We start from the raw sequence: 14,626 nt of genomic DNA, 5'->3' as shown, positions 1-14,626 counted from the left end.
CCTTCCGTACAGGATTTGAATGTGACTGAAAACAGCGTGAGCCGAACTGGAAAAGGCCTGACGACGGCCAATGGCGTACCTTTGAAAGTCAGCCTGATGCGGACCAACCGACGCAATCAAATACGCGCGTTTTTACTGGTGGCACCCTTGCTGCTGTTTCTGGTCATCGCCTTTGTGATGCCGATCCTGGATATGCTCAAACGCAGTGTCGATAACCCCGAAGTCCATACACAGCTGTCGCGCACTGTTGCTCAATTACAAGATTGGGACGGTGACTCGGTACCGGATGAAGCGGTTTTCGAAGCACTGGTGCAAGATTTGAAAGAAGGCGCGGCGGCTCGCAATCTGGGTCTGGTCGCCAGCCGATTGAATTATGAAATTTCCGGTATGCGGTCGTTGATCACCAAGACCGCCCGTCGTACCGGACGCATCGAAAGCGGCCCATACAAAGAGGCCGTCCTGGACATCGATGAAGATTGGGCCGATATAGACATCTGGCGCCTGATTAAACGCGAGTCCAATCCGTACACCCTGTCTTATTATCTCGCGGCTGTGGATTTAAAATTCGACAGCAACGGCGACATTGTCGAACAGCCGGAATATCTACAGATTTATCAGCAATTATTTGTGCGTACTTTCTGGATGAGTATGGCCATTACCGGCCTGTGTTTGCTGCTCGGTTATCCGATTGCATTTTTGCTAGCCAATACGCCACTGCGTTACTCGAATTTATTGATGATTCTGGTGTTGCTGCCGTTCTGGACATCCTTGCTGGTGCGTACCACCACCTGGATTGCCATCCTGCAACAGCAGGGCATTCTGAACGACATCTTTGTCGGCCTCGGCTTGCTCGATGAAGACAGCCGCTTGTCGATGATCTACAACAAAACCGGCACGCTGGTTGCCATGACGCACATCCTGTTGCCGTTCATGATTCTGCCGCTGTATTCAGTAATGAAGACGATTCCGCCGTATTACATGCGCGCGGCGCGATCCTTAGGCGCGCGGCCATTCCTGGCGTTCCGACGCGTCTATTTCCCGCTGACGATACCGGGCATCGGCGCAGGTTCCATTCTGGTGTTTATCCTCGCCATTGGGTACTACATCACGCCAGCGTTGGTCGGCGGGCAGGACGGTATTTTCATCACCAACTTTATTGCCTATCACATGCAGACATCGTTGAACTGGGGCCTGGCGGCCGCCATCGCCTCGATACTGCTGTTTGTGGTGATTGCTTTTTATCTGATCTATAACCGCCTGATTGGCGTCGACAACGTGAAGCTGGGGTAAACCGATGGCCGTGCCTTCTTACGCAACCGGCCCGGAACGGGTCTGGTATTACGTCTTCCGGGTGATTTGCGCGCTGATCTTTTTATTTTTGGTTGGGCCGCTGCTGGTCATCATCCCGCTCAGTTTTAACGCCGAGCCGTACTTCACGTTCACTGAAGCGATGCTGACGTTTCAGCCGGACGGCTATTCGTTGCGCTGGTACGAAGACTTCTTCACTTCCAGTGCCTGGCTGGGGGCAATCCGCAATTCCATTTTAATTGCGATTGCTTCGACCTTATTGGCGACGGTGTTGGGCACCATCGCCGCGTTGGGCTTGTCGAGCCGTTACATGCCGTTCCGCAACACCATCATGGCGTTGATGATTTCGCCCTTAGTTGTGCCGTTAATTATTTCCGGTGCGGCGATGTTTTTCTTCTTCTCGCGTATCGGTTTAAGCCAAACCTATTTGGGTGTGATTCTGGCGCACACCGCGCTGGGCATTCCGTTTGTTGTGATTACCGTGACTGCAACGCTGAGCAGTTTTGATCACAGCCTGACGCGTGCGGCAGCGAGTTTGGGTGCCAATCCGACGCGCACTTTTTTTAAAGTGATACTGCCGTTGGTGACGCCGGGCGTTGTGTCTGGCGCACTGTTCGCCTTCATTACATCCTTTGATGAAGTGGTGGTGGTGTTGTTTGTGAGTGGACCGGAACAACGTACGATTCCGATTCAAATGTGGTCGGGCATTCGTGAAGAAATTAGCCCAACGATTTTGGCGGTGGCGACCATGATGGTGCTGTTGTCGATTCTGTTGTTGACGACGCTCGAATTGCTGCGCCGTCGTTCCGAACGGATGCGAGGTTTGTCGCCGGGTTGATTCGTAACGGCACAAAAAAAGGCGGGAAATTTCCGCCTTTTTTTTGCGCAAAATTTGCTGATTTAATCGTCGAGCCGATCGACCATTAAGTCCGGTGACAGCGCTTCTAATGCTTGAATGACAGCGTCCATTGATTGACCGGGCGTGAGGCCCAACTCCAAGGTTGCGCGGAACAACAGGCCGCCACTCATTGACGCAGGTTCCACTTCGGTCGACAAATCGATGACGTTAACCTGTTCGGCCGCCAAAGCCCGAGTCACTTCCCGAACGATACCGGCGCGGTCGTTGCCGATGACTTCAATCCAGTGCGATTCAACGGCTTCCGCATCGGCGTCGCCGACTTCAATCTGCACGCTCAGGCCTTCGTCACGCAGCGCCTGTAATGCCGCCTGCAACTCGCCGTAGCGTTCCTGTTCCAGGCTGACCCGGACAATACCAGCGAAACGACCGGCCATGCTTGCCAGCCGGCTTTCCTGCCAATTGCCGCCGTGCTCGGCAACAACGTCGGCGATACGTTCGGCGATGCCCGGCCGGTCGGCGGCCATCACGCTCAAGATCAGTTCCATGTGTTGCTCTCCTAGTTCGTATCGTCCTGATAGGCATCGGGGCTGGGACAACTGCAAAACAAATTGCGATCGCCCCACACATCGTCAACCCGATTCACTGCCGGCCAGAATTTGGCATCGGCGATCCACGGCAGCGGATAAAATGCCAGCTCGCGCGGGTACGGCCGTTGCCAGTCTTCAATCAAATCCGCCTGGGTGTGCGGTGCGCGCACCAGCGGGTTGTTGTCGGCCGGCCATTCACCAGCGCCGACGCGACGGATTTCACCGCGAATGGCGATCATAGCGTCGACAAAACGGTCGAGTTCAGCGCGGTTTTCGCTCTCGGTCGGTTCCACCATAAAGGTGCCTGGTACCGGGAAACTCATCGTCGGCGCGTGGAAGCCGTAGTCCATCAAACGCTTGGCGATATCGACTTCCGTAACGCCGGTTTCGGCTTTCAGCGGACGCAAGTCGAGAATGCACTCGTGCGCCACCCGGCCATGACGGCCGCTGTACAGAATCGGGTAGTGCGGCTTCAAGCGTTCTGCCAGGTAGTTGGCGTTCAGCAGTGCAACTTGTGTTGCTGCGCGCAGACCCTGAGCGCCGAGCATCCGGATGTACATCCAGGAAATCGGCAGAATGGAGGCGCTGCCAAAGGGCGCGGCGGAAACTGCATGGTCGCCGTTAAGGCCGGACTCGGTTGCCATCGGATGGCCGGGCAAATAATCCGCCAGATGAGCGCGTACACCAATCGGCCCCATGCCCGGGCCGCCACCGCCGTGCGGAATGGCAAAGGTTTTGTGCAAATTCAAATGCGCTACATCGGCGCCAATGTCGGCTGGGCGGGTGACGCCAACCTGGGCATTCAAATTAGCGCCGTCCATATAAACCTGGCCGCCAGCGGTATGAATGCGCGCACAGATGTCGCGAATACCTTCTTCGTAAACACCGTGTGTGGAGGGGTAGGTGATCATCAAACAACTTAGACGTTCACCGGCGGCGTCGATGCGTGCCTGTAAATCGTCCAGGTCGACATTGCCGTCGGCGTCGGTTTTCACAACGACAACTTTCAAACCCATCATCTGCGCCGAGGCCGGATTGGTGCCGTGTGCCGATTGCGGAATCAGGCAGACATCGCGTTGCGCGTCGCCCTGCGCAGCCTGGAAACGACGAATCGCCAACAGGCCGGCGTATTCACCCTGGGCGCCGGAATTGGGCTGCATGCTGATGGCGTCGAAACCGGTAATGGCGCGCAGCATGGTGTCGAGTTCTTCCAACAGCGTGCGGTAACCCTTGGTTTGACTGCGCGGCGCAAACGGATGCATGCGACTGAATTCCGGCCATGACACCGGCTGCATTTCAGCACTGGCGTTCAGTTTCATGGTGCAGGAACCGAGCGGAATCATTGCATGCGCCAACGATAGATCGCGGTTTTCCAACCGCTTCAGGTAGCGCAGCATGGCCGTTTCGCTGTGGTGGCTGTTGAAGATGGCGTGGCTTAAATAGCCAGAGCTGCGTTCCAGATTTTCCGGCATAAAAGTGGTGCCTTGCTCGGTAATCTGGCGGTCGATTTCGGCGACCGAAAAATCGTGATCGCCCATCAGTACATCGAACAGTTCTTCGACGTCTTCGCGGCTGGTGCATTCGTTCAGGCTGATGCCCAGATTGCCGTCGGTATCGATGCGAAGATTGATCTGACGTTCGGCGGCGCGTTCCAGAATCAGTTCGCGATTGCCCTGCGGGTCGATGGTCAGGGTGTCGAAGAAGTGGCTGTTGACCAGATGAATGCCTTTGGCTTCCAGGCCTTCGGCGAGAATGCCAGTCAAACGGTGAATGCGTTGGGCGATGCGACCGAGGCCAGCCGGGCCATGGTAGACGGCGTAAAAACCCGCCATGTTCGCCAGCAAAACCTGGGCGGTGCAGATATTGGAGTTGGCCTTTTCGCGGCGGATGTGTTGCTCGCGGGTTTGCAATGCCATGCGCAAGGCGGTGCGGCCACGGGCGTCTTTGGAAACACCGATCAGTCGGCCGGGAATGGAGCGTTTAAATTCTTCCCGGGTGGCAAAAAACGCCGCGTGCGGACCGCCAAAACCAAGCGGCACGCCAAAACGCTGACTGTTGCCGAGCACAACATCGGCACCCATTTCGCCCGGCGGTGTCAGCATCAGCAGCGCCATCAAGTCAGTTGCGACGACGGCGAGTGCATTGCATTGATGCAGTTGCTCGATGATCGGTTTCGGGTCGCGAATTTCACCGTTGGCGCCGGGGTATTGCAGCAGGGCGGCAAACACCGGTTGGTCGGCAGCGTTTTCCATCGGCCCGGTGACGACTTCAAACCCCATGTAAGCGGCGCGGGTGCGTACTACGTCGAGGGTTTGAGGCAAGACGTTGTCATCAACGAAAAAGACGTTCGACGCATTGTTCTTCACGCAGCGCTTGGCCATCGCCATGGCTTCGGCCGCAGCGGTGGCTTCGTCGAGTAAAGAGGCGTTGGCCAGTTCCATGGCGGTCAGGTCGGTGACGGCCTGCTGGAAATTCAGCAGCGCTTCCAGGCGACCTTGGGCGATTTCCGGTTGATACGGCGTATAGGCGGTGTACCAACCCGGATTTTCCAACACATTGCGCTGAATGACCGCAGGCACGCGGGTGTCGTGATAGCCCAGCCCGATGTACGACTTAAACACCTTGTTCTGGCGCGCGATGGCGTGCAGATAATTCAGCGCATCGCTTTCGGCGGTGGCGCGTTCAATGCTCAGTTCGCCATCCAGACGCAGGCCGGGCGGCAAAATCTGGTCGGTCAGTTCGTCCAGACTGCCAACGCCGAGGCTGGCCAGCATGTCGGCCTGATCGGCCGGGGTCGGCCCCAGATGGCGTTGAATGAATTCGTCCTGGGCTTCGAGGTGCTCTAGCGAGAGGGGATCGGTCATAGCGCGGCGCGGTCCATGTTCACTGTGACGATGAAGGGCGACGGGCCGGGACAGCAGCGTCCGGCCCAAGACGGGCCGAGGATCAATCCTCGGCGCACTGGTCCTGATACGACTCGGCGTCCATCAGGTCTTTCAGCTCGCCAGAGTCGTTGAGTTTGACCTGGAAAAACCAGCCATCTTCGTAAGGGTCTTCGTTGACCTGTTCCGGCGCGGATTCCAGGCTTTCGTTGACTGCGACCACGGTGCCAGAAACCGGCGAGTTTACGTCGGACGCCGCTTTAACCGATTCGACCACTGCTGCGGATTCACCGGCGACGACCGCCGTGCCGATGTCCGGCAGTTCGACGAACACGACGTCACCCAATTGGTTCTGGGCGAAATCGGTAATGCCAATGGTGACCAAATCGTTGCCTTCATCGCGCACCCATTCGTGGGACGAATGGTATTTCAGGTCGGCAGGGGTGTTGCTCATGTGGAGGCCCTTTGTGGAGTCAAACCGAAAGTCTGTGGAGTCGGGCAGCCAGACGCCGCCTCGTTGGGCGGCTAATTTAGCATGATGCGCCGCGCAGCGGCTACCGCTCCGGCCAGGCTCGGAGACTTCAGCGGCTGGGTGGCTGACCGGTGGTAGACGGGCGGGTTGGGATGTAGATGCGATCCGCTTTCATGATGCGAATCAGCATCAGCGACGACAGCATGGCGGCCTCGCCAGCCTGGTTGCGCAACTGGCCGAGGTTTAAATCCCGGCTGTTGTCGGTGCTAAAGGCGTACTCAATCAGCTCGTCTTCGCTGAGAAGGTTTTTGCCCAGGATGATGGCCGCCATCAGTGACTCTCGTTATCAGGGATACTGCAAACCGTATCGACCGGCAAACGCCAAGGTTTAGCGCGACTTTGCCGAAAATCAGGCACTTTTTTTCCGACACCGCCGCTTTGTGACTCCGTTCCGTTTCAGCGCCGATGTCGGCTCTGCCACAGCACTTCGGCGCCACCGTCAGCGCGCGCCAATTGCCGTGAAAACACGAACAGCCAGTCCGACAGGCGATTCAGATACTGCTGCGCCAATACATGCCCTGGTTGTTCGGATCGGTTGAACGCCACCAGACTGCGCTCAGCGCGGCGACAGACCGTACGCGCCAGATGACAACGAGCCGCCGCTTCGCTGCCGCCGGGCAGGATGAAATCTTTCAACGGCGGCAGATTGGCGTTGATGCGGTCGATGTCGGTTTCCAATTGTTCGACCAGAATGGCGTCGAGCAATTCGTGCCCAGGCATGGCGAGTTCGCCGCCGAGATCGAACAGATCGTGTTGAATCTGGCTCAGGCGCGGTTGGTCGTTGTGAGCGGCGGGCAGTGCCTGCACCAAAAAGCCGATGTTGGCGTTGAGTTCATCGATATCGCCGATGGCGGCAATGCGCAGGCTGTCTTTGCCGATGCGTTGCGCCAGGCCCAGGCCGGTGTCGCCATCGTCACCGGTGCGGGTGTAAATCTTGGACAGGCGGTTTCCCATGCGTGTTTCCTTAAGTCGTTGCTGTATTCAGTCGGCTGAAACGTTGGTGTCTGAGTCCGCATCGGTTGCCGGCAAATGCAGTGGCAGGCGCAGGGTAAATCGGCTGCCCTGGCCCGGTTCGGAGTCAACACTCAGGTTGCCGTAATGGTGAGCGGTGATGATAAAGAAGCTGACCGACAAACCCAGGCCGGTGCCAACGCCGACTTCCTTGGTGGTGAAGAAAGGCTCGAACAAGCGCTTGCGTGTGGCTTCGGTCATGCCGGCGCCGTTGTCGCTGACTTCGATCACGCAATCCTGATCATCGATGTATTGATAAATCTGGATGATGCCTTCGTCGATGTCGTTCAACGTTTCGAAGCGTTCCCGAATGGCTTGGGCGGCATTCTTCAATAAATTCAGCAGAACCTGCTCCAGCTCGGCCATCACGCACGGCACTTCGATGGCCGGTGCGCGGAAATCCTGATCGACAAATAAATTGTGGTCGGCGTAACCGGCTTTTAGGTTGTAATCGTTCAGCGCGATGTTGATGGCTTGCTCCATCAACGCGCCGATCGGGTAGGGCTGCAAACGATGTCCACTGGCGCGACTGAATTGCAGCATGTTGGTGACAATGCGCGACGCACGCAGACCCGATTCAGTAATGTTGTCCAAAAAATGCGGCACCTTGCGCGCTTCCAGATACGATTGAAAACGTTGCAGATCGAGCTGTAATTCGGCGGCGGTTTCGCGGTTGCGCTTTAGTTTCGGATCGAGCCGGCGTTGCACGTTTTGCGCGTTCTGCACAATGGCGCCGAGCGGGTTGTTGATTTCGTGCGCCATGCCAGCGGCAAGGCCACCGACCGACATCATTTTTTCCGTCTGCACCATCACTTCTTCGAGGCGGAATTGTTCGGTGATGTCGTCCAGCCGAATCACGGCGCCGTGCGCTTCGGTTTGTTGCAACGGATAGACCACTAAATTCAAGCGCACCCGTTGTTCATCGGGCAGCGTCAAAATCAAATTGTGGCGACTTTTCAGGCTGTGTTCCGACAACGCCTGTTGCACCAAATCGTGATGTTCGCCCAGCAGCGGGAACGCATCGGCGAGCGACAAACCCAAGGCCTGATCGGCACGGGTGCCACTGAGTCGGCTGGCTTCCTGATTCCATTGCGTGACCAGCAAATGTTCGTCGATGGCGATTAAAGCCGACGGCATCGAATTAATAATGGCGTTCAGATAATTCTGGAAGTCAGTCAGTTTGCGTTCGATGCGTTGCCGCACCTGCACTTCGAATTCCAGCTTGTGCGTGGTGCGTTGCGCTTCTGCGGTCATGGCTTCGGACTGTTGCAACGCCTGAGTGACGCGGTCGCGTTCGGCGGTCAATTCCGCTTCGCGTTTTTCGATGCGATCGAGCATGGCGTTGAACGCATCGACCACGCGTCCGAGTTCATCGGATTTGTATTTGGGCGCGCGCAGTTTGATGTCGTCGGTCTGTGTTACGCGATTGGAAACGTGCATTAAATCGAGCAGCGGACTGAGAAAATAACGTCGCACAATTTGCAGCAACACGGCTGACGCGCCGACGCTGATCAGGGTGATCAAGCCAATAACCAGGACAGGGTCGAGATGCCGCCCAGACACCACCACCACGCCGATGGCCGCGCTACTGGCCGCCGTCGTGCCCAGTAACCAGGCCAGCAGTCGACCGAGCAAAGACGGGTTGGAGTGGGCCATGAATAATCCTTATGCGTGACGCGGCTCAGCTAGGCGGCTGCCGGCTCGACAGCCGTTGCTGCCAAAGCGCCAGTCTAGGGGTTTTGACGCCGGCTTCGTAGCCTTGGCGCACCAGATAACCGTTGATGAAGTCGATCTCGTTGTGACGCCCGGCTTCGACGTCCAAGCGCATCGACGAATGGTTGTGGGCTGTCGCCGTGGCGACCGCCAGAACGCGCTCGACCAGATCGTTCGGCAAGATTTGTTGGCAGGCGCGCGCAACCGTCTGAATTTCAGCGCACAGCGTTTCGATCTCAGTGCGCCATTGGGCGTCGAGCAGTTCGCCATTGCGCAGGCCATGCCAGGCGGTCAGTGGATTGATGACGGCATTGACGGCGAGCTTCAGCCAGAGCGTGGGCAATAAATCATCGCGCCATTCGAGCGTCAGCGGTGACTTGGGTTCGAGCAGCAACTGCGCCCTTTGTTGCGTTGCCGCATTCAACGCCGAGCCGCTGGCTGGACCGAGCAGCGTCAAACCCGATCCGCTGCGTTGCATGCGTCCGTCACCCATCGGCCGGACGCCTTCGGTGGTGCTGGCCCAGAGCACGCGATTCGGCGCTTGTTGCGCCAGCCATTGTTGCGCGCCCAGACCGTTGCAACACAGCAACCAGGATGCTTGCGGCAAGTGATCGAGCAGCGGTGTGACGGCGGCCATGACTTGATGGGCCTTGGTCGTGACGACGACCAGATCGATGTCCTGCCAGGGCCGGTCGTCGGGCCAACGTTGCCAATGCAAGGGTTGGGATTGGTCGGCGTCGAGCAGTGCAGTGGCCAAGTGCATATCGGGCCGATGCGGGAACACCCAGGGCTTCACGTGCGGCTGCCAGTGCCAGCACAACACACTGCCAATGGCACCGGGCCCAATAAACAAAAGGTTTTTCATGGCGGCATGATAACGCGCGACATCCAAGACCCGCTACGCGGCACGGCGATTGATTTTCCGGCGGATCATTGCCAGTCTCAGCGCTCCAATCATCGCACTCAATCTGGCCCATGGAAGTTGAACAGATCGAAATCCGCGAACACCTGCGCCGTTTTGCGCCCTTCGACAGTCTGACTGACGAATGGCTCGACCGGGTGGCCTGTCAGGTGGAAATTGCCTATTTCAAAGCCGGTTCGACCATTCTCAAATTCGGTCAGGAAATTTCCGATCTGCATTACATTCGCAGCGGCGCGGTCGAAGTCTATCGACGCAACGGCAACTTTTATAACCGTCAGGCCGAAGGTGAAATTTTCGGGCAGTGGGCGTTGCTGATGGGGCGGGCGGTTCGCTTTCCGGTCAAAGCGATTGAAGACACCCTCATTTATTACATCAAGGCTGAGCTGTTCCATAAGTTGTGGGAAGCGCAGGAAGTGTTCGCCGACTTTGTTGAAATTGACGATCCGTCCCGGTTGCGTTCGGCGGTGGTGGAGCGCGAGCAGAATAATGAACTGATGACCTCGCGCCTCGACAAATTATTGTCGCGCGATCTGGTCCGGGTCGCGCAGTCGGCAACGTTGCAACAGGCTGCCCAGTTGATGACCGACGAAGGGGTGTCGTCGCTGTTGATCAGCGCGGAAGATGGCAGCAACGCCATTGTCGGCATTATCACCGACCGCGATTTGCGCACCCGCGTGCTGGCCAAAGGACTGGGTTACGACACGCCGGTCAGCGCCATCATGTCGAGTGACGTTATCAGTATTCCCAGCGATGCCTTTGTGTTCGAGGCCATGCTGTTGATGCTGCGCCACAACGTGCATCACCTGCCGGTCAAACAACGCGACGAAACCATTGGCGTGGTCGGGCTGTCGGACATCATTCGTTACGAGTCGCAGTCGAGCCTCTACATCGTCAGCCACATTCATCATCGTCAGTCGGCGGAAGAATTGGCCGAACTCGTGCCTGAAGCCAAAGCCGCCTTTGTGCGCATGGTCAACGAAGACGCCAATTCGCACATGATCGGCAGCGCCATGGCCGGCATTGGTCGCAGCTTTACCCGTCGCTTGCTGGAATTGGCCGAAGCGGAACTGGGGCCGCCGCCGGTTCCGTATTGTTTTCTCGCGGCCGGGTCGATGGCGCGTGACGAGCAGTTCATCATCACCGATCAGGACAACGCCCTGGTGCTCGACGACCGCTTTGATCCGAAACAGCACGACGCCTATTTCCATCAACTGGCAGCGCGCGTCAGCGATGGCCTGGCGGCCTGCGGTTACAGCTACTGCAAAGGCGGCATCATGGCGACCAACCCGCATTGGCGGCAGCCGTTGTCGGTCTGGAAGCAATACTTCACCGACTGGATCGACAAGCCCGATCCGCGCGCCTTGCTGAATTCGTCGATCTTTTTCGACCTCGATGGCGTCTATGGTGAAGTCGCTTTTGCCGACAGCCTGAAGCGACTGGTTGCTGATCGCGCCCGGCAACGGCCGTTGTTCCTGGCAGCATTGGCGCGCAATGCCCTGAATCGCACACCGCCACTCGGGTTTTTCCGCACCTTCGTGATGGAAAAAGACGGCAAGCACAACAACTCCATCAATCTGAAACGGCGTGGTACGGCGCCGCTGTCGGATGTGATCCGGGTGCACGCGCTGGCCTGCGGGTCGATCGCGCAAAATTCGTTCAACCGGCTGAAAGACATCGCCGACTCACGCATTCTCGGCCACAGCAATGGCGATGATCTGCGCGATGCGCTGGAGTTCATCGCCGTGGTGCGAGCGCGCCATCAGGCGCTGGACATCGAAGCCGGGCGCGAGCCGGACAACAACGTCGAGCCGGAACATCTGACACAGTTCGAACGGCGCAATCTGAAAGACGCTTTTGAAGTGATCAGCAACGCCCAGAAGTTTTTGCGCATGCGCTATCAAGTGAACCGGATCGGCTGATGGCACCGCCGTTACCACCGCCGGAGCAAACGCTGCCCATCGATACCGGCCTGGACTGGCAGGCACGCTTTGCGCAGTTGCACGCCCAGGCGCGCGACCCACGGCTGCGCGCCTACTACGGCGCCGGCATGGTGAGCCCGCAGACGCCATTGAGTGACGTGCCGTTCGCGGCCATGGATTTTGAGACCACCGGGCTCAACCCGCAGCGACACGCCATTGTCAGCATTGGTGTGGTGCCATTCACGCTGCAACGCATTCAGTTACCGCAAAGCCGACATTGGTTGGTGCAACCGCAGCGGCCGTTGCTCAAACAGTCGGTCACTTTTCACCACATCACCGACTCCGATTTGACCCAGGCGCCCGATTTAAGCGACATCCTCAGCGACTTGTTGCAGGCGCTCGCCGGCCGGGTCGTGGTGGTGCATCACCGGACAATCGAGCGCGGCTTCTTTGAAGCGGCCTTGCAGTTGCGGTTGGGGAAAAGCATCGAGTTTCCGGTGGTCGATACCATGGAGATCGAAGCGCAACGGCATCGGCAGAGCTCGATGAGCCTGTGGCGGCGGTTGCTGGGCCGCCGGCCGGTGTCGATTCGCCTGGCCGACAGCCGGGAGCGCTACCATCTGCCGTATTACCCACCGCACCATGCGTTGATGGACGCGCTGGCGTCCGCTGAGTTGCTGCAGGCGCAAATTGCTCACCGCTACGATCCCGACCTGCCCATCGGCCGACTCTGGCTGTGAGGTAAATTTCCTGTCGCCCTGGGTGTTGAAATGAAAGTCGCTGTCCCCATTTACCCGGAGCATTGACATTTAGGGGTGTTCCGGATGGAGCGTCCCGTCTTAAAACAAAACCTCCCAACATGTGATTTTTAGGAGATTGGATCCATGAAAATTCGTCCTTTGCATGATCGCGTCGTAGTACGCCGCAAGGAGCAAGAGGAAAAGACTGCCGGCGGTATCGTGCTGCCGGGTTCTGCCAAGGAAAAGCCGTCTCAAGGCGAAGTTCTGGCAGTTGGTAACGGTCGTATCCTCGACAACGGCGAAGTGAAGCCGCTGGATGTGAAGGTGGGCGACACCGTTGTCTTTGGTCAATACGCCGGCAGCACCGTCAAAATTGATGGTGAAGAGCTGATGATCATGACCGAAAGCGACATCTTCGGCGTTATCGAATAAGTCCGTACGTCGTTAAACGAATTGATAGGAAGGTAAAAGCAAATGGCTGCTAAAGACGTGAAATTTGGTGATTCCGCCCGCCAGAAAATGCAAAAGGGCGTGAACCTGTTGGCCGACGCGGTCAAGGTAACTCTGGGCCCGAAAGGCCGTAACGTGGTTCTGGACAAGTCCTTCGGTGCGCCGTTGGTCACTAAAGACGGTGTTTCCGTTGCCAAAGAAATCGAGCTGGAAGACAAGTTCGAAAACATGGGCGCGCAGATGGTCAAGGAAGTTGCTTCCAAGGCCAACGACGAAGCCGGTGACGGCACCACCACCGCCACCGTTCTGGCTCAAGCCTTCGTTAACGAAGGTCTGAAGTCGGTCGCTGCGGGCATGAACCCGATGGATCTGAAGCGTGGCATCGACAAGGCAACCGCTGCTGTTGTTCAGGAAATCGCCAAGCTGTCCATTCCGTGTGAAGACTACAAAGCCATCGCACAGGTCGGCACCTTGTCTGCCAACTCCGACTCCAACATCGGCCAGTTGATCGCCGATGCCATGGAAAAAGTCGGCAAAGAAGGCGTGATCACTGTTGAAGAAGGCAGTGGTTTCACCGACGAACTGGAAGTTGTGGAAGGCATGCAGTTCGACCGCGGTTACCTGTCGCCTTACTTCATCACCAACCAGGAAACCATGTCTGCCGAGCTGGACAGCCCGTACATCCTGTTGGTTGACAAGAAAATCTCCAACATCCGCGATCTGATCCCGGTACTGGAATCCGTATCCAAAGCCGGCCGTCCGCTGATGATCATCGCTGAAGACATCGAAGGCGAAGCGCTGGCGACTCTGGTCGTCAACAACATGCGCGGCACCGTTAAAGTGTCTGCGGCCAAAGCACCGGGCTTCGGCGACCGTCGCAAAGCCATGTTGCAAGACCTGGCGATTCTGACTGGCGGCACCGTGATTTCTGAAGAAGTCGGTCTGGACCTGGAAAGTGCCACCCTGGAACACCTGGGCAGCGCCAAGAAGGTCACCCTGACCAAAGAAAACACCACTGTCGTTGGCGGCAATGGCGCCGATGCGGACATCAAAGCCCGCGTCGAGCAAATCCGCGCTGAAATCGAACAGTCTTCTTCCGACTACGACAAAGAAAAACTGCAAGAGCGCGTAGCCAAGCTGGCTGGCGGTGTTGCGGTACTGAAAGTCGGTGCGGCGACTGAAGTTGAAATGAAAGAGAAGAAAGCCCGTGTTGACGACGCCCTGCACGCTACCCGTGCGGCTGTTGAAGAAGGTGTGGTGGCCGGTGGCGGTGTCGCCCTGGTTCGCGCGCTGGCCAACATTGGCAACCTCAAAGGCGACAACGAAGAGCAAGACGCTGGCATCGCTCTGGCGCTGCGTGCGATGGAAGCTCCGTTGCGTCAGATCGTGATCAACGCTGGTGGCGAAGCCTCTGTCGTGGTCAACGAAATCAAGAAAGGCAAAGGCAACTTCGGCTACAACGCAGCAACCGGCGAGTACGGCGACCTGATGGAACTGGGCATTATCGACCCGGCCAAAGTCACTCGTACCGCTCTGCAAGCGGCGGCCTCTGTTGCTGGCCTGATGGTCACCACCGAAGCCATGATCACCGATAAACCGGAAGAAAAAGGCGCCGCTGGCGCTGGCATGCCGGATATGGGTGGCATGGGCGGTATGGGCGGCATGATGTAAGTCAGCCCGACTGGACTGAAAAAACCCCGGCA

At 57.6% G+C, this 14,626-nt stretch carries 13 protein-coding genes; 6 read left to right on the top strand and 7 right to left on the bottom strand.

Annotation, left to right across the window (positions count from 1 at the left end; translation table 11 throughout):
- Positions 1-36: 36 nt before the first annotated feature.
- Entirely contained in the window at positions 37-1,290 is a 1,254-nt protein-coding gene (locus tag DW349_RS10585) for an ABC transporter permease (protein WP_232819319.1), read from the top strand.
- A gap of 4 nt (positions 1,291-1,294) precedes the next feature.
- Positions 1,295-2,146, top strand: a complete 852-nt coding sequence (locus tag DW349_RS10580) for an ABC transporter permease (RefSeq protein WP_108125588.1) — start codon at positions 1,295-1,297, stop codon at positions 2,144-2,146.
- 62 nt (positions 2,147-2,208) lie between these two features.
- Here the strand turns inward: DW349_RS10580 and DW349_RS10575 are convergent, their stop codons facing one another.
- The 7 genes from DW349_RS10575 to DW349_RS10545 all read right to left on the bottom strand — a co-directional run bounded on the left by DW349_RS10575 (position 2,209) and on the right by DW349_RS10545 (position 9,757).
- The gene (locus tag DW349_RS10575; RefSeq protein WP_108125587.1) at positions 2,209-2,712 is read right to left on the bottom strand and encodes a glycine cleavage system transcriptional repressor; all 504 of its coding nucleotides are present in this window, start codon (positions 2,710-2,712) and stop codon (positions 2,209-2,211) included.
- A gap of 11 nt (positions 2,713-2,723) precedes the next feature.
- Positions 2,724-5,618 (bottom strand): aminomethyl-transferring glycine dehydrogenase, encoded by a 2,895-nt coding sequence (gene gcvP / locus DW349_RS10570; RefSeq protein ID WP_108125586.1) that lies wholly within the window; start codon positions 5,616-5,618, stop codon positions 2,724-2,726.
- Positions 5,619-5,700: 82 nt separating this feature from the next.
- Positions 5,701-6,090: a glycine cleavage system protein GcvH gene (gene gcvH / locus DW349_RS10565; RefSeq protein ID WP_108125585.1), complete on the bottom strand. Its 390-nt coding sequence runs from the start codon at positions 6,088-6,090 to the stop codon at positions 5,701-5,703.
- Positions 6,091-6,217: 127 nt separating this feature from the next.
- Positions 6,218-6,439 carry a hypothetical protein gene (locus DW349_RS10560; protein WP_108125584.1) on the bottom strand — a complete coding sequence of 74 codons (222 nt, stop codon included), beginning with the start codon at positions 6,437-6,439 and terminating at the stop codon, positions 6,218-6,220.
- A gap of 125 nt (positions 6,440-6,564) precedes the next feature.
- Positions 6,565-7,122 carry a cob(I)yrinic acid a,c-diamide adenosyltransferase gene (locus DW349_RS10555; protein WP_108125583.1) on the bottom strand — a complete coding sequence of 186 codons (558 nt, stop codon included), beginning with the start codon at positions 7,120-7,122 and terminating at the stop codon, positions 6,565-6,567.
- 27 nt (positions 7,123-7,149) lie between these two features.
- The gene (locus DW349_RS10550; RefSeq protein ID WP_108125582.1) at positions 7,150-8,835 is read right to left on the bottom strand and encodes a sensor histidine kinase; all 1,686 of its coding nucleotides are present in this window, start codon (positions 8,833-8,835) and stop codon (positions 7,150-7,152) included.
- A 25-nt stretch (positions 8,836-8,860) separates the two neighbouring features.
- Positions 8,861-9,757: a ketopantoate reductase family protein gene (locus tag DW349_RS10545; RefSeq protein WP_205323239.1), complete on the bottom strand. Its 897-nt coding sequence runs from the start codon at positions 9,755-9,757 to the stop codon at positions 8,861-8,863.
- A gap of 110 nt (positions 9,758-9,867) precedes the next feature.
- Between DW349_RS10545 and DW349_RS10540 the strand changes: the two genes are divergently transcribed.
- From DW349_RS10540 to groL, 4 genes are all read left to right on the top strand, one after another.
- Entirely contained in the window at positions 9,868-11,733 is a 1,866-nt protein-coding gene (locus DW349_RS10540; RefSeq protein WP_108125580.1) for a DUF294 nucleotidyltransferase-like domain-containing protein, read from the top strand.
- Complete coding sequence (locus tag DW349_RS10535; RefSeq protein WP_108125579.1) at positions 11,733-12,473, top strand: 3'-5' exonuclease; 741 nt, start codon at positions 11,733-11,735, stop codon at positions 12,471-12,473. Before DW349_RS10540 ends, DW349_RS10535 begins: the two co-directional genes overlap by 1 nt.
- A 144-nt stretch (positions 12,474-12,617) precedes the next feature.
- Complete coding sequence (gene groES / locus DW349_RS10530) at positions 12,618-12,905, top strand: co-chaperone GroES (RefSeq protein WP_108125578.1); 288 nt, start codon at positions 12,618-12,620, stop codon at positions 12,903-12,905.
- 42 nt (positions 12,906-12,947) lie between these two features.
- A complete protein-coding gene (gene groL / locus DW349_RS10525) occupies positions 12,948-14,594 on the top strand; it encodes a chaperonin GroEL (protein WP_108125577.1) in 1,647 nt (548 codons plus the stop codon).
- Positions 14,595-14,626: the final 32 nt, after the last annotated feature.

The organism is Saccharospirillum mangrovi, assembly GCF_003367315.1.
GTDB classification, from domain to species: Bacteria; Pseudomonadota; Gammaproteobacteria; order Pseudomonadales; family Natronospirillaceae; genus Saccharospirillum; species Saccharospirillum mangrovi.
The sequence above is the reverse complement of the archived record's forward strand: the minus strand, read 5'-3'. Positions and strand labels throughout refer to the sequence as shown.

What these genes read in the sequence shown, in the direction of transcription:
- DW349_RS10545 (WP_205323239.1), bottom strand. Translation starts at nt 9,757, where the DNA reads ATGAAAAACCTTTTGTTTATTGGGCCCGGTGCCATTGGCAGTGTGTTG.
- DW349_RS10540 (WP_108125580.1), top strand. Translation starts at nt 9,868, where the DNA reads ATGGAAGTTGAACAGATCGAAATCCGCGAACACCTGCGCCGTTTTGCG.
- DW349_RS10580 (WP_108125588.1), top strand. Translation starts at nt 1,295, where the DNA reads ATGGCCGTGCCTTCTTACGCAACCGGCCCGGAACGGGTCTGGTATTAC.
- DW349_RS10535 (WP_108125579.1), top strand. Translation starts at nt 11,733, where the DNA reads ATGGCACCGCCGTTACCACCGCCGGAGCAAACGCTGCCCATCGATACC.
- DW349_RS10550 (WP_108125582.1), bottom strand. Translation starts at nt 8,835, where the DNA reads ATGGCCCACTCCAACCCGTCTTTGCTCGGTCGACTGCTGGCCTGGTTA.
- groES (WP_108125578.1), top strand. Translation starts at nt 12,618, where the DNA reads ATGAAAATTCGTCCTTTGCATGATCGCGTCGTAGTACGCCGCAAGGAG.
- groL (WP_108125577.1), top strand. Translation starts at nt 12,948, where the DNA reads ATGGCTGCTAAAGACGTGAAATTTGGTGATTCCGCCCGCCAGAAAATG.
- DW349_RS10575 (WP_108125587.1), bottom strand. Translation starts at nt 2,712, where the DNA reads ATGGAACTGATCTTGAGCGTGATGGCCGCCGACCGGCCGGGCATCGCC.
- gcvP (WP_108125586.1), bottom strand. Translation starts at nt 5,618, where the DNA reads ATGACCGATCCCCTCTCGCTAGAGCACCTCGAAGCCCAGGACGAATTC.
- DW349_RS10555 (WP_108125583.1), bottom strand. Translation starts at nt 7,122, where the DNA reads ATGGGAAACCGCCTGTCCAAGATTTACACCCGCACCGGTGACGATGGC.
- gcvH (WP_108125585.1), bottom strand. Translation starts at nt 6,090, where the DNA reads ATGAGCAACACCCCTGCCGACCTGAAATACCATTCGTCCCACGAATGG.
- DW349_RS10560 (WP_108125584.1), bottom strand. Translation starts at nt 6,439, where the DNA reads ATGGCGGCCATCATCCTGGGCAAAAACCTTCTCAGCGAAGACGAGCTG.